This window comes from Butyricimonas faecihominis, assembly GCF_033096445.1.
Classification (GTDB): domain Bacteria; phylum Bacteroidota; class Bacteroidia; order Bacteroidales; family Marinifilaceae; genus Butyricimonas; species Butyricimonas faecihominis.
In genome coordinates, this window is record NZ_AP028155.1 from 2,798,992 (window position 1) to 2,816,814 (window position 17,823).

Consider the following 17,823-nt stretch of genomic DNA (forward strand, 5'->3'; position numbering starts at 1 on the left):
TCCCTTTTCTTTAAAAAAAATACTAACTTTGCGCCCTATTTGGATTTAATACCATAGGAGCAAAATGCAGAAGATTAGAAACATCGCGATTATCGCGCACGTTGACCACGGGAAAACCACATTGGTTGACAAAATGATTTTTCAAGGAAACTTATTCAGAGAAACAGAAAATACGGGTGATCTATTACTGGATAACAATGACCTGGAGAGAGAACGAGGGATCACCATCTTAGCCAAGAACGTATCCGTTCATTATAAAGATTACAAGATTAATATTATTGATACCCCGGGCCATGCCGACTTTGGTGGAGAGGTGGAACGCGTGTTGAACATGGCTGACGGAGTATTATTATTGGTTGACGCTTTTGAAGGTACTATGCCTCAAACACGTTTCGTACTCCAAAAAGCGCTTGCCCTCGGCAAGAAACCGATTGTTGTCGTGAACAAAGTAGACAAACCGAACTGTCGTCCGGACTTCGTGTACGAGCAAGTATTCGACTTGATGTTCTCCTTGGATGCCACGGAAGAACAATTGGACTTCACCGTCGTTTACGGTAGTGCCAAACAAGGTTGGATGTCCACCGACTGGCACAAACCTACAACGGACATTACCCCGTTATTGGATGCTATCATCAAAGATATTCCCGCCCCGACAGTACAGGAAGGAACCCCGCAGATGCTAATCACGTCTCTGGAATATTCCTCTTACGTGGGACGAATCGCCATTGGTAAATTGACCCGCGGAACATTAAAATCCGGTATGCCAGTCACCCTCTGCAAAAGAGACGGTGTAACACTGGTTAAAACCCGCATCAAAGATTTAATGACCTTCGAGGGGATGGGAAAACAGAAAGTTGACGAGGTGCAATGTGGAGAAATCTGCGCGCTTGTTGGGATCGAGGGATTCGAAATCGGTGATACCATTGCGGACTTCGAAAACCCGGAAGCACTGGCTCCTATCGCCATTGACGAACCGACCATGAGTATGCAGTTCACCATCAACGACTCGCCATTTTTCGGCCGGGACGGTAAATACGTGACTTCCCGTCACATCAAAGAACGTTTGGACCGGGAACTGGAAAAGAATCTTGCTTTACGGGTTGAACCGGGACAAAGTGCCGATTCTTTCATCGTGTTCGGACGAGGCGTACTTCATTTAAGCGTGTTGATCGAAACCATGCGTCGTGAAGGCTACGAGTTACAAGTCGGACAGCCGAAAGTTATCATCAAAGAAATTAACGGGGTAAAATGCGAGCCTGTTGAGGAATTGACCATCGACCTACCGGAAGAGGTATCAGGAAAAGCTATCGAGATGGTGAACCGCCGTAAAGGTGTCATGACAAACATGGAACACCGTAACGAACGGGTACACCTGACTTTCAATATCCCTTCACGGGGTATCATCGGTCTGAGAAGTAACCTACTCACCGCTACTGCCGGAGAGGCCGTAATCGCTCACCGTTTGAAAGGTTTCGAACCCTATGCCGGTGAAATTGAAATGCGTACCAACGGCTCTTTGATCGCCATGGAAACAGGTGATTCATTTGCCTACGCTATTAATAAACTGCAAGATAGAGGTAGATTCTTCATTACCCCGGGAGATGAGGTTTACGCCGGACAGGTAATCGGTGAAAGTACCCGTCAGGATGACATCGTGATTAACGTATGCAAGTCTAAAAAACTGACCAACATGCGTGCCAGCGGTTCTGACGAAAAGACAAACATCGCACCTCCTATCCTTTTTAGCTTGGAAGAGGCTCTCGAATACATCAAAGAGGACGAATACGTGGAAGTTACGCCAAAAGCAATGAGACTTCGCAAGATCTACCTCGATGAAAACGAAAGAAAGAGAAGAAGTAAAACGATAGAATAATTCAAAACCACCTTCGGGTGGTTTTTTTATTTATTCTCCTTTCCAAACAATTTGAATATAATTTCATATCTTTACAAAGCAGTACGTATCTCAACAAACAGATCATGAAAATTAAAAAGGATGTCACTGAAAAGAATGCCGAACTTACCACCGAGAAGAAGTTGCGGAACGTGCGCACGTGCCTGTATATCCTGATACTTGCTGCCATCACGAAACTGGCCATGACCGATTTCACCGAGTTATCATACCAATCTTGGATCAGCGTGATTATCATCACGCTAGTAATCATTCTCGTTCTAGCTATCGAAAGAGGCATTCGCAAAAAACTGAAAGAGGAAAAGGAATAATTTCTATATCGTCATCTTCACCTGAGCACCGTAATTCACATCATCCGTGAATGCTTGGTTAAAATTGTATTTTCCGGCATAAATCAATGCCGCACGAATCGTTCCCCCATGAGCAAACACGCATACCTTCCCGTATCCCGTTTCTTTCAGATCATCCAAAAAAGCCGACACCCGGTTATATTGTTCCAAAAAACTCTCCGCTCCCCCGGCAGGTATACTTAACCAATCATCATACCATTCCTGCAAACGAGGGTCTTGAATCTCCTCCCAACGTTGCCCCTCCCAGCTCCCAAAATTCAATTCCTTCAGCCGGTCATCCAGAATCGGATTCTCGTAACCGCAGTAAACCGCCAACTTCCTGCAACGCTGTAACGGACTGGAATAAACCGCATCAAACCTCTCCCCTTTCAGCCTCTCCCTCACCTTCCCTGCCTCTTCGAGGAAAGAATCGGCCACGTCAACATCCGAATTCCCGTAACACGTTCCCGGAATAACCGCCGTTTTCGTGTGTCTGATCAAACATACTTCCATATATAAATCGTTTATCTTGTAAAATTCGCCATTTTTTCGATATATCACGAAGATTTACCAATAAATTTAGGAATTTATATACGAGTTTACTGTAAACTAACTCCCTCCCCCCTTCGGGGTACTCCCTCTATAAACAGAGGGAGAGCTGAAATACTCTCTATATTCGGGAATAGTCACCAGCACCTCCTCTGTTTATGGAGGAGGTGGCACGAAGTGACGGAGGAGTTTGAGTATGAAAACAAGCATTACCTTAATGGACTGTAAAGTAGTATATAACTACCCAAATTTATAATTAACAGTACGGGAAAGGACAAGAACATTCAAAATTTTGCGGATGAAATCGCAAAATTATGGCAAATTATGTGGTTACATCCACAAAAATCAGTTCTATGAACTAGCTAAACTAAACACGAAAGTGTATTCACGTCCCCGGCTATTTAAACTTGACCTTCACCAATCGGGCAGACGTCTCTTCTCCCAACGAAAGGGCAAACTGTTTAAATATCTGCCGTAATAACGGGTCTTGCGTCTCCCGGGTCATCTCTTCCGGAACGGGTTCTAAAAGCGCGTAAAAATAGTCCTCATCTGCCGAGAGAAAATGAATTTCCAAATCGGGATCCGCTTTCCAATAAATCCCCGAATCCTTACCCCGGGCATAAAGAAAATTATACGCCTCTGCCTGAGGTCCGCAACTGGTGAAATAAAAGAATTTCCCGCCTTCACACAAATAGATCGGCATCTTGTAATAATCTGCCCTCATGTAATCCTGTAACATCAAATCACCTTTTAACATCCCGTAAGTATCCGGTATCCCCCGTTTGCCAAAATCAAAGGTGTAGGCCTTCTCCAACTCTCCTTTCGTATTCACCCGGTAACACGCATTATCACCTCCTTGCGTGCGAATCAGATAAGTATTACCTACGGCCTGCGATACGAGAAAAATATTCACTGTGAACCCTACCTGCGGAATTGAACTCTCCAACTTTTTCCCGTTTTTGTCAAACCGGGTCACTAAGAGGTGTCCCCGTTCAAAATTATTGGTACAAGGAGCCGAGATCGAATAATAATAAAACCCTCCATCCGGAGCCGGGGCAATCTCTTCAAACAATTGTAGAGGCTTGTTCATCGGGAGGCGTTCAATCTCACGCCCATCATTCAAATCAAAAAATACGACTTCACTATCTCCATGCGCAAACAACAATTTTTTCTGATCCACGCTGATACAGGCATCCTGATGATAAGGACATTCTTTCCCTTGATTATATTTCATTGAAAATTGATACTTCCCGGCAGCATCAAAACACATCACCTCCCGCCCGTACACGAGAAACAAATCCCCATCAGGTCCGATCAGCAATTTTTTCCTCATCCATTCCAATGACTCGGCATCAAAACGCTGTTTAATTGGGATCACTTGTATTTCCTCAATCCGGTCCGCCAGATCGGTAACCAAAGTACATTGTTCCAACGGCCGTAGCGCCCGAACTTGTTCTTGAGCTGAAAGCGTATGCTCCCAAAAGCCCAGACAACAAAAGCAAAAACAGATCATCATTGATTTCATTTCCATAAATTGTTTTGGTATCCTACAAATTTATCACAAATATCTGTAAATACGTTGCTTTTAACCGATTAATAAACGAATTAATTCCCTCTACACCTAAGGTTGCTCAAGTTCATCATGGTTCGCTTTAAACTCTTCTGCCCACTGGTTCAATTTTGCTTGCAATAATTGTTTATTAGGCAGATAGAGTGCATATTGCGTAGCGTAAATATTAGCATCGTCCGGTAGTGTCAGTTTCACCAAAGCCTCATTTTGTTCTTTACAAAGTAAGATGCCAATAGTAGGTTTCTCAAAAGACTGCTTCACATATCTGTCATAATAATTGACATACATTTGCATCTGCCCCAAGTCTTGATGTGTCAGTTTATCTATCTTCAAGTCAATCAAACAATAACACTGTAACAAGCGATTGTAAAATACTAAATCAACAAAAAAATGTTCTTCATTAAACGTGAAACGCTTTTGTCTTGCTTCAAATAGGAAACCCTTGCCCAATTCAAGTAAAAAATCTTGTAGCTTATCTATGATTGCTGTTTCCAATTTACTTTCTGAATATGCCGTCTCTGACTTCAATCCTAAAAATTCTAACGTCAAGGGGTTCTTTATAAGATCCAATGATTTTTCTACTGTTTGGCCCTCCTTTGACAAACGAACGACCTCATGTTTGTTGCGACTTAATGCCAAACGTTCATACAGACTGGAATTCACTTGACGCTGTAACTGCCGGACACTCCATTGTTGCTGTGCACATTCTATCTCATAAAAACTACGTTCAGAAGGATTTTCTATGCGCATCAATATCAGATAGTGTGACCAACTTAGCGTAAAACTCTTTTGAGAAATTTGCGAGAACGTTTCAGACTTGCCAATTTCGTAAACAGTGTTTACGAAATCCTTTCCAAGTGACTTTTTCTGAATCGGATCAATCATGTTTACCGAATCCGCATAAACCAAATAAAATTTTCGATAGAGTGTCAAATTCTCAACAGACCATCCCCTTCCGTATTTTTCTATTAGTTTTTGAGATAACTGTTTCAGAACAGATTTCCCATATTCAGCCCGATGCGCCCCCTGTTGTTCATCCTCAACAATATACTTACCTGTTTCAAAATTAGCATATACCATTGTGATATTTACCGTAGATGCAATATTTTTGCGTGCCGTCTCTATTAATAAAGAAATTCTAGCGAATAGAGCCTCTGCTCTTTCATCTAATTTTCTATCTATGTTACAATTATCCATTTCCTTATTCTCTGTTACTTAGAATTTTATTAACACCTAGTATTCGCTATATCTCTGCAAGCATTTTTTATTTATCTCGATCATCTCATTCTAAAATGTCTCGTAGTTATATGCCATCAAGAGTTACAAAAATAACAAAAGAAACTGATATTTAGTGAGCTTTTATACTGAAACTCAGCTCCATTAAGTAATTTTATCCCAATAAATCAACATCAACACAAATCTCCATGCTACCTTTCGTGCCTATTCATGCTAACGTCAATTCTGAATTCGTTTACGATAGATGATCAATACCTGATTACTACCTAATACAATATTTTCAATAACTTGTTAATATATTTTATGAACCTTATTATATATAAGGTTCATATAAGGTTTCTATAAGGTATCTATAAGGTTCATGACGGCAATCATCCGATATTAATCAATTAATAAAAATGTAATCGGGACTAACGTCGGCACTAATCACACATCATCTCGGACATAAAAAGCACCATTCTCCCGTGTATTCCACGTTAGAATGGTGCCTTTCTCAAAATTCAAACAGCTATACTAATATCTTTTGAAATCAATACTTTTGATCTTGCACAACCCGGACCAGCTAAAGCCGGGAACCTCCTCCACGATAATATTATTCGGATCATTCATCACCTTGTACATTGTCAGCGTTCCTCCCGTCTCCTTAGATAACGAAGGATCGTAAGTACCCACGTAGAAGAAATCATCACCGGCACCCACGTCAATCAAAATGTCGTAGTGTAACAACGTTATTTCCTGACCACCGAAATCCCTAAGTAATTGCACTTTTTCCGCCACGTAATCATACGCGTACAGTTTCGAACCGGTAGCGTAAATCAAATAGGTTCTTTGCGCACTAACCCCGAAGAATTTCGCCTTGTCAATATCCGTGGCTTTATCCAAAGAGTATTTTTTCTTCTTCTCGATACTTTCCCAGCCCCACTGGTACTTCAACGCGTAGCAATACAAGTAGTAGCTCCCCTTGCTATCAGTCAACACGGTAAACGAATACCCGTCCAACAAACGACTACTTATACTTGTCACGTAATCCAACCCCGTTTTCCAAGAGAAAATCTCCACGTCACTCCGCGTATCTTTCAGCGTGTCACAATATCCCACAGGTGACCCATAAGCCCTTCCCCCGGTATAAACAAAACGTTTCGCATCATTATTGTACAACATATAATAATACGCCATAGCCTTCGGATTATAAGCAATCTTATCCCCGATAGAGAAAAGATCATAAGTTCCCTGATAATGATTCGCCGGATTCTGGAATACGGAACTGGAGATCAAGAAACCGTTATGAAACAACTTATTATCAATAATTGCCGCCCTGTTATAGCTACGCATCTGGGCCACCTCCTGAAGAACAAAATGATCCAGTGACTCCGGGTCATAAAAATTATACTTCAGGTGCGTGTGGTCACCTCCTTTGAAATTATCCCGATCCAAACGGTATGTACCGTCTTCCGTCGAAATATGAATCATGTTATCCCTGTAATTATCAACTACCCACACTTTCACCGGACCTCTCAACGCGGGCAGCCCGCTATCATGCAACATATCTTTCAACACCATCGTGTCCACGGAATAAGTAATCATGTCCAGTTGTGCCTCCCCGTTACTGTTCTCCCCGAGAATAATCCAACCACTGGTAAGTAAATCTTGAACCTGCATCACTGTGACATTCGAGTACTCCATCGTGTTCAGCGTGTCCGTCACTTTGAAATACAAGGTATATGTCTCCGTCGGCAAGCTTACCGGGAACACCAAATCACGTTCATTTCCCAACGGGTATTCTTCACTCCCGACTCCATTAGACCGAGCCACCCACTCGAACTTCAGATGCGTGTTTTCCGCCAGCTTGAAATTGATTTCGGGTGAAATCCGAAGCGTGTCCACGAACGACGTGAGGATATAAGCCGTGTCAAAACCACGATCACCGATACTTATCTCATTAAATTCATGGTAATCGTAATTCCCTTTATCATCATAACATCCCATGCATAAAGCTATCGCCAATAGCACGAGTAAACTTAGTTTCTTTTTCATAACTTTCATTATTCAACATTACTAAATTAAAGGTCCCACGGCCATTTTCACCGGATTACCATCCTTGTCCTTCTCGTCCTCGTAAACGGTCTGCCCCTTCGCCTCCATCTCCTTCAAGTATTTATCCAACCCTTGAGCATACGTGCGCTGTCTTTCCATATCCATTTCGATTACGTTATCAAAATCAGCCATCTTCAAACCGAACATCTCGCACAGTAATTTGACTTTCTTTTTAGAGTAGGAGCCAAAATAATTCACCGTCCACGCCTTCGGCATGAAAACCTCATCTGAAAGTCCCACCACGTGACGGACCACGTTCTGTATCTCTTTCGTGTAATCTTTAAGTTCCAAGGGTCTCCACACATCCATCGGTAACGAGAAATACTCGTTTTCCATCAACTGTAAGGTCACGTAATACGTGGAATCCAACATTTTTGCCTGACGGAATCCCGTGAATTCCACGAATCCGTCACGTTCCCCGGCGGCAATCATGTAGCGTTCCTCCAAGGGAGCGTAATCCTCGTTCACTAATGCGGTGGTCAACGAATCGACGACCGACACGGTAAAATAGCGGTCATAATTCACGACATCCCCCATCACCCGGACTTTCAATCTCACCGTGCTATCATTCTCTAATAACAGGGAAAAGGGAATCAATGTCGTGTCCATATGAGCCCAAATTTCCGGGTCACCATATAAACTGGGTGGGGCTTCCTGTACCGAAAAATAAACCCCATCTTTCCCCTCGTAATCCATCATTTCTTTCTCACATCCAAGAAATGACAAAACGACAACTAATAGAAATATATATATTTTCATACGAAGAAATTTTAATTATTTACCAAGATCATTTTCTTTTCTATAATCCTGTTCCGACTGTGGCAGGTCAAACAAGTAAAAGCGTTCTTCCATGGAAACAACGTTTCCCTGTTTCTCGCCGGATGCAATCTCGGTTTTCCCCTTGCGTTTATAAAGCCAGAATAACTGTCCTTCACCCACAAACTCCCGCTTGTACTCTTGCTCGATACTCGCAGTCAGATCGGCATCATCCTGAATGTTTTTCACGTTACGTGCCGTTCTCACCGCATTCAGATAATTCCGTCCCTCTTTCGGGTCCGGACAGCACTCGGCCGCGATAAGATACACTTCGGACACCCGGAGTACAGGCATGATGTAACGATAGCCTTTGCTAATTTTCGTTTTCGTGTCAATATCATCCACATCCTTGTACTTGATCACGTGGAGATACGAGTTATTATCCGGATCAACCATTTCCGCGAACCAGTATGCAAGCCGGAAATCATTGTCATCCCCATCGTATATATTCTGCATAATATCCTTATCAATACGTAACACGCTCCCCTGTTTCAAGTTTGCCCCGAAACCGACCTCGTAAACGCTCTCCTTTCTTTTCAGGTTATACAGGCCAAACAAGATTTCACTTTGGAAAATACGATCTTCTTTATCTGTCGTCACCACTTCTTCCCGGGTCACGAAGGGGAACCATTTATGTTCCTCGTGTATCCCGCGAATCATTTTCTCCGCGTACTCCCAAGCGACCTCCTTTTCCCCACAATAGAGAGCCACACGGGCCATCAAAGCCTGAACGGCATAGTAATTCAGACGCATGGAGCGATAACGCATGTCATTCACGCCCCCTTCCGGATCATCACCCCACACTGCTCCTGTTTCAATCACGGGGTCATACCCGGTCAACGACTCCTCCGCATTTTTCAAATCTTCCATGATCAGCCGGGCAATTTCCCTTGCCGGTAGCAAGGGATTTACCTTTGTCTCGGAAGTCAAAGCGTAAGGGATACACTCTTTTTCCTTGTCCTTGCTATAACTGGGACCGAATATACGGAACAGTTCGAAATGTAACAAAGCACGTAAGGCCAGAGCCTCCCCTTTGATCATGTGATAATAGGTATCATCCAGCACATTCCGGTCGGATTCGCAATGCTCCAATATCGTATTGACGTTATTCAAAAGGGCATACGACCGATTCCAACAACCACTCACGGCATTATTCCGGGTCACGTTATCAAAATCTGCCAAAGATTTATAACTATGGTCCTTCTCCCGGCAGGTATAGTATTGTGCCAAAATATCAGTCATTCCCCATGTCAGAGTTTTCCCGTACATACTTGAATTCAACAAATCTATATAAATACCATTCAACGCCGTCATGAATCCCCGGGGAGTACGGAAAAGATCGTTCTCCATGATCCGGTCCTCCGAACTGACTTTCAACCAATCGGAGCAAGACAACGTGAGGGCGCCAAGCACCACACACACTAATAATTTCAATTTTCGTATCATATCCACACTTGTTTTAAAATCTTACACCTAAGGAAAAACTTACCGAACGGGCAAAAGGATAATCCAGACCCCGCTCCTCTTTAAAAGAAGAGATCCGGAAAATATCATTCATGTAAACCCGGAAATTCATTCCCTGAATTCCCGCTACCCGCAACCATGCAGCATCCATATCGTAACCGATTGAAATGGATTCACCGGAAAAAGTGTTCTCCGTCACCACGAAACGGGAAGACATCGGCGTGGAAGAATAATCATCTATCGCCTTGAATTTTGCCTTATCTCCCGGTTTCTTCCAACGGTCGTACAAAGCTCGTTTGTCTTGATTCCTACCGATATTGTCTTGGGTGATATTCTCCACTTTATCATACAATGCCGAGGCCATGGTTTCTTTGCCCAAGCTATAACGGAAACTGAAAGAGGCAGACAACTTCTTGTAATAGAATGACATTCCAACAATTCCCTCTACATCCGGAACGGACGATCCCACGATCACCTCATCGGATGCGGAATACAAGAAAGTTTGCGTTCCATCCTTTTTCAAGAAGACTTCACGCCCGGTAGCCGGATCGATTCCCAAAGAAGGAACTGCCCATAGATCGTCGGGGCTGCCTCCCTCGTAATAACGGTTCAAGGCAGTAGAACTCCCCACCTTGTTCAAGTAATCCAATTTATCCCCGATGTCACGATATTCCGAATGATTCGCCCGTGCGTTCATGTTTACGCTACAAGACAAATCCTTTTTCCGCAGAAAGACATAATTCAATGTCCCCGTCCATCCCCTAGAAATTTGCCTTCCCATGTTCGTGTACAAGCTCGTCGCCGCAGCAGAAGGAGGCATTCCGATGGAAACCAGCAAAGGGTCCGTGTCTTTGAAATAATAGTCAAAAGTCACACGAATTCGGTTGTTCAAAACAGACAGGTCGACACCGATGTTTTTATCCACGGTTCGCTGCCATTCCAAATTTTTATTCCCGTACTTCTGAATCAACGCACTCGCCCCGAACATATTTTGCAACTCGACATTATACACGTAGGTCTTTTGTGATATGTAGGCATCGAAGTTTTCGTTTCCGGGATTACCGATTGATCCCCGGATCTTCAAATTGTTGATCCACCCCAATTTCTTTATAAATTCCTCGTTATGAACATTCCATGCCAAACCGACAGCCCACGTCGTGGAGAAAAGTTTGTTACTGCCGAAAACGGACGTCCCGTCAGCTCGCAGGTTGAAGTCCATCAGATAACGATTGTCATACGAGTAGTTCAAGTTCATGAAAAAACTGGTGGAACGCCGACGGTCTTTCGAGTAAGTAGGCTTTTGATTTTCCCGGAAACCCGTGGAATAGGCAGGATTCTTGTGGAAGTCATCGTTAAACCCAACCACGCTGTAACCGGATGCTTCCGAGCGAGATTCACTGAAAGACCATCCTCCAACAAAGTTTACTTGATGAACATTCTTAAATATTTTACCAAAGATAATGTTCAAATCACCATTGTACGAGAAGCTTTCATGCTGATTAAACGAGAAAGAACCCTTTTTTAATTTCTCCGTCTCCAAAAAATCCGTGTGATTCGGGGACTTGAATGCTTCTGTTTTCGAGATGCTCTTGGATATTCCCAACCGAGCCCGGAGTCTCAGGGCATCGAAGGTAGTCCATTCCATCGTGAAATTGTCCCTCAACGCGAGATCCTTGGTTGTATTCGTGTTTTCAATGTTCCACACGTACAAGGGATTCAGCATATCCTCCCCGTACAACCCTGTCTTTCTCTCCAAATACATGGGAATTGTACCGTTTTCCTGTCTTTTCCGGTAATACGGGTTTGCTCTTGAAAACTCGGAGAATGCCACCGGCTCCCGGTCAGAATTAGAGAGATCCATGCTCGCCTTGTTCGAGAAGAGTAAACCTTTTTTACGGTAAATCAAGTCAATGTTCACTCCCATACCGTCACGGTTGGACTTTTTCATCACACCATCACGGTTATTGTAGCTGATACCCAAACCGTAACGCATGGCTTGGTCACCTCCGTCAATGTACAAGTTATGAGAATGATTGAAGACGGTTCGTAACGGTTCGCTTAACCAATAAGTGTCCACCCCTCTCAGCACTTCTTTTAACCGGGAATAATAATCCTGCATTTTCTGAAGTTTATCAACAAAACCGTCATATCCTTCCATGGGAGAATAACGCCCGGCTAATAACTCGTATTCCAGTTTTTCGGAAGCGTTCATTAAATTGTAATCCGACAAATCGGCAAACGAGATCCCGTAATTCCCACTGTATGACAGCCGTAACTGGCCTGACTCCGGTGATTTCGTTTCCACGACAATCACCCCATTAGCCGCCTTCGATCCGTAGATAGCCGTGGACGCTGCATCTTTCAAGATCGTCACGCTTGCCACCCGATCCATATTTAGGTTAATGATGGTTTCCAGCGTGGTCTCCACACCATCCAAGATAAACAAGGGCTGATTGGGGTCGTTCTCAAACTCTGTCTGCAATCCGACCACGCTCGTCTTTCCCCGGATTTCAATTTTGGGCATACGATTCGGGTCTGATCCCCATTGTTTGTTCTCCAAGACCATCATGGCCGGGTCCAGCGTTTTCAAACTCTGGATGATATTCTGAGCACCAACCATTTTCAACTCCTTGGCGGAATAGGTGGATGCCGACCCCGTGTAACTATTCTTATCCCGGGAGTAGATACCCGTGATGATCACTTCCTCAAGACCTTCTACTTCCTCTTCCATCGTGACGATCACTTTCTTTCCCGGAATCACGTCCTTTTCCACCGGTTTCATCCCGATAAACGAGAAGACCAGCATGGTTTTCCCCGCCTTTGTTGCCGGGAAACGGAATGCTCCGTGCGTGTCCGTGGAAGTACCCGTTTGGGTCCCTTTCAACAAAACGGTCACTCCGGGTAACGGATTCCCCTCCGTGTCCATGACTTCTCCCTCGTAAAACCCTAGTTTCTGATTTCCCGGTTTCCCTGTCGCAACAACCGAATCTTGCCGTGTGGAAGTTCCCGATAAAGGATCGATCTCTCCCCGGCTTGAACCACTCGTCCCGGCTCTTGTCAACAAGGGAAAGCCCAGCAATAAAATGATAAGTAAGCGGGAAACCGCGGTGACGGTCTTTTTTTCCGATAGCAATTTTTGCCGAAAAAATTTCCTGTCATAAGTTTTTTTCATAACTTTGATAATTAATTGGTTTATAAAACTAATGATGCAAGGGGGTGATATTCAACGTGCAAAGTTTAGGATTCACCCTCTTTTTTTCATCCTTCTAATAAGAAAAATCTCTCTAATTTTTCATGGCTTATAAATTTTGGGTATTTATTCATTCCGTTTATTTTAATCAAGTTGCAACCTTAATATCCTTTATCAATCGAAAATTTCTTTTATAGTGCCGATCCCCAAAACAAAAAATGATACAATAAAAAAAGCGAGGACCGTCAACAACTCTATCTTATCTGAGGCATCGCCAAACGCCCGGAAATAAATAGACAACGATCCACGCCTAACCAGCGTGAATTCACCGTCTAATCCTATTTCCTTCAATTGGCGATTTTCAGATAAAGATTAGCACAAACTCACAATATTTTAAAAGGCAGGCTCTCCCACCTATTCGTATCATACCTGCAAATATATAAATACTTTTTCATTTTTCAATACTTTTTCTGATTTTAGAATCGACTAAAAACAGACTATATTGCTAAATCTAAAAAGATAGTTTTCTCCCATGATACCAAAAGAATTAGTGAGATTAAGAATAAAGATAATTTTTCAAAAAATTACTTTTATCTCTCAACCCCATAAACTCCATGATTTCTTTAGCCGAATATGTATTGTCACCGATTATTATCAAAACTTCTTTTAACTGTAGGGTAACTGTGGGGTCTTGCCCAACAATGCTCCGAACATAACGGAACACGACCTGTACAAAAGCACCATCCGAATGAAACTCTGGATCAGGAAGTCCTACTCGACAACAGTCTCCCTGTCTAAAACAAAAATTGATGGCGACACCAAATAACTAACACACTCAGATAAAAGACCTGTTCGATGATTAACACGGATGCACCGCAACAATCTCCCGTGTACCCCCCGATCTTGATTTTTAAGAAGAAACGTAAGCCGATGGCAGTCAATATGGCGGGGATCATTGCGAAACAGAAACTCGCATCTTTCAGGAAGAAGAAGGGGATCAACGTGATTAATCCCACGATCACGAATATAAACGTGCGTACCTTGCTGTAAACAAGTTTTATTTTACTTTCTTCCTCTTTCCGGACATAAGGTAACGTATTTACCATCACGGCCGCACAGAGTTTGGAAAAACAATCTGCCGCAATCACGATCGGGAAAATCATGGCCGGGTCGAAACTGGACAACAAGGAATAATAGAGAATAAAGTAGAGTACCAAACCGATGGTCCCGTAACACCCGATATGCGAATCTTTCATGATAGCTAGAATCTTCTCTTTAGAAGTTCCTCCACCAAACCCGTCAAAAAAGTCTGCCAACCCGTCCTCGTGCAACGCCCCGGTCAACAGGATTCGGGCAATAATCGCCAAAATACACGCCACCTCCAAAGGTACAATCTGTGCCGCCAGCCATAAAACGCCCCCCGTCACGGTCCCCGTCAAAAAACCGACCAAAGGCCAGTATTTAATGACATCCGTGAAATAACGCTTGTCCACGTTGACAATCCGCCACAAAGGTAGTCGAGTAAACATCATGATTGCTGCCAAAAGAGAACGCATACTGATTTTAGTTTTAATGATTTATGATTTTAGATTTCCACCCACGAAATCACCCCTTCTAGATTTACTACATTCAACTTTTATCTTTTAGTTTTTACTTTTTATCTTTCTCTGGCAGAGGGAGAGTTGGATTACTCACCGTCTTCGAGAATGGTTACCAGCTCCTCCTCTGTTTATAGAGGAGGTGGCAGCGTAGCTGACGGAGGAGTTTGTTGTATTCCTTCAGCCAATGCTATCCTTATCGTTTCGAGTATATTTTCCGGTTGTTCAAAAACTAGCTTGTTTTCAAAACGGAGAGTACGGATTCCATATTTTTGCCAAAGAGATTCCGTCCGGCGTTCATCATTATATTCGCCATCGGAAGTAAAATGGCTTGCCCCGTCTAATTCAATACAAAGTCGGGCTGTCGGACAATAGAAATCGAGAATATATGTTTCAATACTAAATTGCCTACGCCACCTTAAATTATTTACTTGTCGTCCCTTGAGGAGTGTCCAAAGGGCCGCTTCCGCTGGTGTACCGTGCAGACGTAGTTCTCTACGGGTTTCTTGTTGATACTTGGCGTTATGGGTGATCTTGGGATTTATCATAGCTTATTTTTTATGTTGAACTCCCTCCCCCCTTCGGGGTACTCCCTCTATAAACAGAGGGAGAGTTGGATTACTCTCCGTCTTCAGGAAACTTTTCATTTTCAATTTTCCACATTCAATTTTCAATTACTTAAAGTATTTCGTTACTGCTGCCGCCTTGAAAGAGGCCATTTCGTTGATCATGTTCACGGCTGAAACGAGTAAGGGATAAGCGCAAATGGCCCCCGTCCCTTCACCTAGGCGTAAACCGAGATTTAATAAAGGTTGGGCGTGCAAGAAATCCAGGACTAATTTATGCCCGCATTCGTCGCCTTGGTGACCATAGATGCAATAATCCGTTAAAGCGGGGTACAACATCTTTCCGGCAAGAACACAATTCGTCATGATAAAGCCATCCACGATAATAACCATACCCAATTCGGCAGCACGCAACATACCTCCCACGGCAGCCACCATCTCGAAGCCGCCAAAATAACGGATAATGTCTTTCGGAGTTCCATCCCCCTCGTAATTTTCCATACACCGTTTCAACACATTATACTTGTGTTCAACGCCTTCCCTAGACAACCCACTACCCGCTCCGACACAATCGCTCAAAGGAATACCTGTCAGGTAAGTCATCCACAGGGAAGAAGAAGAGGTGTTGGCAATACCCATTTCCCCGAAACTCACCACGTTCGAACCCTCATCATGAACCATATCCACGATCTCCACTCCGATCTCGATTGCCCGGTCAAATTCTTCCGGGGTCATGGCGGCCTCGTACAAATAATTTGAAGTCCCCTTACGGATTTTACGATCAATCAGCCCTTCCATAGGTTCGAAATCCGCATTTACCCCACAATCCACCAATTTAATCCCGAAATGATGTTGACGGGAAAACATATTCACCCCGGCACCCCCTTTGATGAAATTAAAAATCATCTGGGCGGTCACTTCCGGAGCCGAAAAGCTAACCCCCTCTTTCACGATCCCGTGATCGGCCGCAAAAATAATATTCTGGGGGTTCCGTAACTCCGGGGAAAGCGTTTGCTGTATCAACCCGATCTGGTGTGCTGTTTTTTCAAGTAATCCCAAAGATCCCTTGGGCTTGGTTAAATTATTAATCTTATCTATCAAAGCCTCAGACAAAGCCTTGTCGGTCTCTTTTATTGTAAAACTTCTCATACAATTGAAAATTGAAAATTGAAAATTGAAAATGAGATATACACTTTCAGGTTTCAATTCAGATTATATTATCATTTTATTTTACTCGCATGGCTATTCCGGAAACCATCAGGACAACTTCGTCCGCCCGATCTCCTACATATTGATTCACCCATCCCTGCAAATCCGTGAACCGCCGCTGAACAGGGGCAATAGAAACTCCCCCCATTCCGATCTCGTTCGTGACGAAAATAAAAGTTGCCTCCTGCCCGGTAAACCGGTCGAACTCTTCCTTTATTTCCCGCAAAGATTTATCCACGTCGGAATCATTGTCAAAAAAGAAATTGGTACTCCACAAGGTCACGCAATCAATGACCACGACCCGCCCCGACACGTCACATCGACTAATCGCTTTTTCCTCTTCCAAATTGGTCCATTGCGGACCCCGGTCCTGTTGATGACGTCTCACCCGTTCCCGGAATTCATCATCCCACACCCTCGAAGTAGCCAGATATACGGGATTCTCTGCCAATTTTAGCGCAAGCTCTTGGGCATAACGACTTTTCCCGGATCTTTGTCCTCCCGTAACTAAAATTATTTTTCTTTTCATCATGACGACAAATTTCTCTGTTTTTTCAAGAAATACAAAGTAATCGCCCGAAAAATCTACAACTTTATTTCCGACTCCATCCCAGCAAACCATCCACGATGATTCCCAACAAAAACAATCAAGCACCCCGACAAATACTCTAAAGATTCAAAATTGTTTACTAACTTTGTGAGTTAGAAGTCTAAAAAGAAGTGATGATGGAACTCATATTATCCCGACACGGGGAAACATTAGAAAATCAACAACATATACTCCAAGGCCAACTTCCCGGGACCTTATCTCCATTGGGGATAGCCCAAGCCGAGAGACTGGCGGAGATGCTCCAAGAGGAAACGATTGACAACATTGTTTCCAGTGATCTGGCCCGAAGTTATAACACGGCGGTCGCCGTCGCCCGGAAACATGGGCTGACTCCTCACCCAACTCCCCTCCTGCGGGAAATGGACTGGGGCATATACACAGGTAAGCGCTTGGATGACGTGGACTGGACCAACCTGCCTCCCAGCGTGGAATCCCTAGATGCTCTCTTCCAAAGAGCTATCGATTTCATTGCCTATTTAAAAAAGAATTTCTCCGGCCAACGGGTAGTGGCCATTGGACACGGAGCATTCAACCGGGCAATTATCGCGTACCTCAACGGGAAAAAGGCTATTGACATGATCGACCTTCCTATCATGGAAAACACAAGTTGCCTACGTTTTACGTTAGTGGACGACAACCAAACAGTATAACCCAATTGAAAATTGAATCTCCACATTTTCAAT

At 43.5% G+C, this 17,823-nt stretch carries 15 protein-coding genes; 3 read left to right on the plus strand and 12 right to left on the minus strand.

Annotated features, from left to right (window positions below; translation table 11 throughout):
• Positions 1-64: 64 nt before the first annotated feature.
• Positions 65-1,873 carry a translational GTPase TypA gene (gene typA, locus R8806_RS11690; protein ID WP_124316799.1) on the plus strand — a complete coding sequence of 603 codons (1,809 nt, stop codon included), beginning with the start codon at positions 65-67 and terminating at the stop codon, positions 1,871-1,873.
• 104 nt (positions 1,874-1,977) lie between these two features.
• Positions 1,978-2,220: a hypothetical protein gene (locus R8806_RS11695; protein WP_124316800.1), complete on the plus strand. Its 243-nt coding sequence runs from the start codon at positions 1,978-1,980 to the stop codon at positions 2,218-2,220.
• A 3-nt stretch (positions 2,221-2,223) separates the two neighbouring features.
• Here R8806_RS11695 and cobC read toward each other — a convergent pair whose 3' ends face one another.
• The 12 genes from cobC to R8806_RS11755 form a co-directional block, all read right to left on the minus strand.
• On the minus strand, positions 2,224-2,751 hold the full coding sequence (gene cobC, locus R8806_RS11700) for an alpha-ribazole phosphatase (protein WP_124316801.1): 528 nt from the start codon (positions 2,749-2,751) through the stop codon (positions 2,224-2,226).
• A 433-nt stretch (positions 2,752-3,184) separates the two neighbouring features.
• Complete coding sequence (locus R8806_RS11705) at positions 3,185-4,318, minus strand: hypothetical protein (RefSeq protein WP_151412078.1); 1,134 nt, start codon at positions 4,316-4,318, stop codon at positions 3,185-3,187.
• 90 nt (positions 4,319-4,408) lie between these two features.
• Positions 4,409-5,554 (minus strand): PDDEXK nuclease domain-containing protein, encoded by a 1,146-nt coding sequence (locus tag R8806_RS11710; protein ID WP_124318399.1) that lies wholly within the window; start codon positions 5,552-5,554, stop codon positions 4,409-4,411.
• Positions 5,555-6,106: 552 nt separating this feature from the next.
• Complete coding sequence (locus R8806_RS11715) at positions 6,107-7,627, minus strand: PKD-like family lipoprotein (RefSeq protein ID WP_164719785.1); 1,521 nt, start codon at positions 7,625-7,627, stop codon at positions 6,107-6,109.
• Positions 7,628-7,648: 21 nt separating this feature from the next.
• A complete protein-coding gene (locus tag R8806_RS11720; protein WP_124317640.1) occupies positions 7,649-8,446 on the minus strand; it encodes a DUF4843 domain-containing protein in 798 nt (265 codons plus the stop codon).
• 15 nt (positions 8,447-8,461) lie between these two features.
• Positions 8,462-9,949, minus strand: coding sequence for a RagB/SusD family nutrient uptake outer membrane protein (locus tag R8806_RS11725; RefSeq protein ID WP_124317639.1), 1,488 nt, complete (start codon positions 9,947-9,949; stop codon positions 8,462-8,464).
• A gap of 13 nt (positions 9,950-9,962) precedes the next feature.
• The gene (locus tag R8806_RS11730; protein WP_229783009.1) at positions 9,963-13,139 is read right to left on the minus strand and encodes a SusC/RagA family TonB-linked outer membrane protein; all 3,177 of its coding nucleotides are present in this window, start codon (positions 13,137-13,139) and stop codon (positions 9,963-9,965) included.
• Positions 13,140-13,713: 574 nt separating this feature from the next.
• Entirely contained in the window at positions 13,714-13,881 is a 168-nt protein-coding gene (locus tag R8806_RS11735; protein WP_341873028.1) for a Fic family protein, read from the minus strand.
• A gap of 70 nt (positions 13,882-13,951) precedes the next feature.
• Complete coding sequence (cobS, locus tag R8806_RS11740; RefSeq protein WP_087419672.1) at positions 13,952-14,713, minus strand: adenosylcobinamide-GDP ribazoletransferase; 762 nt, start codon at positions 14,711-14,713, stop codon at positions 13,952-13,954.
• Positions 14,714-14,886: 173 nt separating this feature from the next.
• Positions 14,887-15,303: an endonuclease domain-containing protein gene (locus tag R8806_RS11745; RefSeq protein WP_124316562.1), complete on the minus strand. Its 417-nt coding sequence runs from the start codon at positions 15,301-15,303 to the stop codon at positions 14,887-14,889.
• 126 nt (positions 15,304-15,429) lie between these two features.
• On the minus strand, positions 15,430-16,470 hold the full coding sequence (cobT, locus tag R8806_RS11750; protein ID WP_124316563.1) for a nicotinate-nucleotide--dimethylbenzimidazole phosphoribosyltransferase: 1,041 nt from the start codon (positions 16,468-16,470) through the stop codon (positions 15,430-15,432).
• 76 nt (positions 16,471-16,546) lie between these two features.
• Positions 16,547-17,059, minus strand: a complete 513-nt coding sequence (locus R8806_RS11755; RefSeq protein WP_183312880.1) for a bifunctional adenosylcobinamide kinase/adenosylcobinamide-phosphate guanylyltransferase — start codon at positions 17,057-17,059, stop codon at positions 16,547-16,549.
• A gap of 194 nt (positions 17,060-17,253) precedes the next feature.
• Between R8806_RS11755 and R8806_RS11760 the strand changes: the two genes are divergently transcribed.
• On the plus strand, positions 17,254-17,790 hold the full coding sequence (locus R8806_RS11760; RefSeq protein WP_124316565.1) for a histidine phosphatase family protein: 537 nt from the start codon (positions 17,254-17,256) through the stop codon (positions 17,788-17,790).
• The last annotated feature ends 33 nt before the right edge of the window (positions 17,791-17,823 follow it).

Excerpts from the sequence above, each read along its gene's own strand:
- typA (WP_124316799.1), top strand. The coding sequence starts at position 65 with ATGCAGAAGATTAGAAACATCGCGATTATCGCGCACGTTGACCACGGG.
- R8806_RS11695 (WP_124316800.1), top strand. The coding sequence starts at position 1,978 with ATGAAAATTAAAAAGGATGTCACTGAAAAGAATGCCGAACTTACCACC.
- cobC (WP_124316801.1), bottom strand. The coding sequence starts at position 2,751 with ATGGAAGTATGTTTGATCAGACACACGAAAACGGCGGTTATTCCGGGA.
- R8806_RS11705 (WP_151412078.1), bottom strand. The coding sequence starts at position 4,318 with ATGGAAATGAAATCAATGATGATCTGTTTTTGCTTTTGTTGTCTGGGC.
- R8806_RS11710 (WP_124318399.1), bottom strand. The coding sequence starts at position 5,554 with ATGGATAATTGTAACATAGATAGAAAATTAGATGAAAGAGCAGAGGCT.
- R8806_RS11715 (WP_164719785.1), bottom strand. The coding sequence starts at position 7,627 with ATGAAAAAGAAACTAAGTTTACTCGTGCTATTGGCGATAGCTTTATGC.
- R8806_RS11720 (WP_124317640.1), bottom strand. The coding sequence starts at position 8,446 with ATGAAAATATATATATTTCTATTAGTTGTCGTTTTGTCATTTCTTGGA.
- R8806_RS11725 (WP_124317639.1), bottom strand. The coding sequence starts at position 9,949 with ATGATACGAAAATTGAAATTATTAGTGTGTGTGGTGCTTGGCGCCCTC.
- R8806_RS11730 (WP_229783009.1), bottom strand. The coding sequence starts at position 13,139 with ATGAAAAAAACTTATGACAGGAAATTTTTTCGGCAAAAATTGCTATCG.
- cobS (WP_087419672.1), bottom strand. The coding sequence starts at position 14,713 with ATGCGTTCTCTTTTGGCAGCAATCATGATGTTTACTCGACTACCTTTG.
- R8806_RS11745 (WP_124316562.1), bottom strand. The coding sequence starts at position 15,303 with ATGATAAATCCCAAGATCACCCATAACGCCAAGTATCAACAAGAAACC.
- cobT (WP_124316563.1), bottom strand. The coding sequence starts at position 16,470 with ATGAGAAGTTTTACAATAAAAGAGACCGACAAGGCTTTGTCTGAGGCT.
- R8806_RS11755 (WP_183312880.1), bottom strand. The coding sequence starts at position 17,059 with ATGAAAAGAAAAATAATTTTAGTTACGGGAGGACAAAGATCCGGGAAA.
- R8806_RS11760 (WP_124316565.1), top strand. The coding sequence starts at position 17,254 with ATGATGGAACTCATATTATCCCGACACGGGGAAACATTAGAAAATCAA.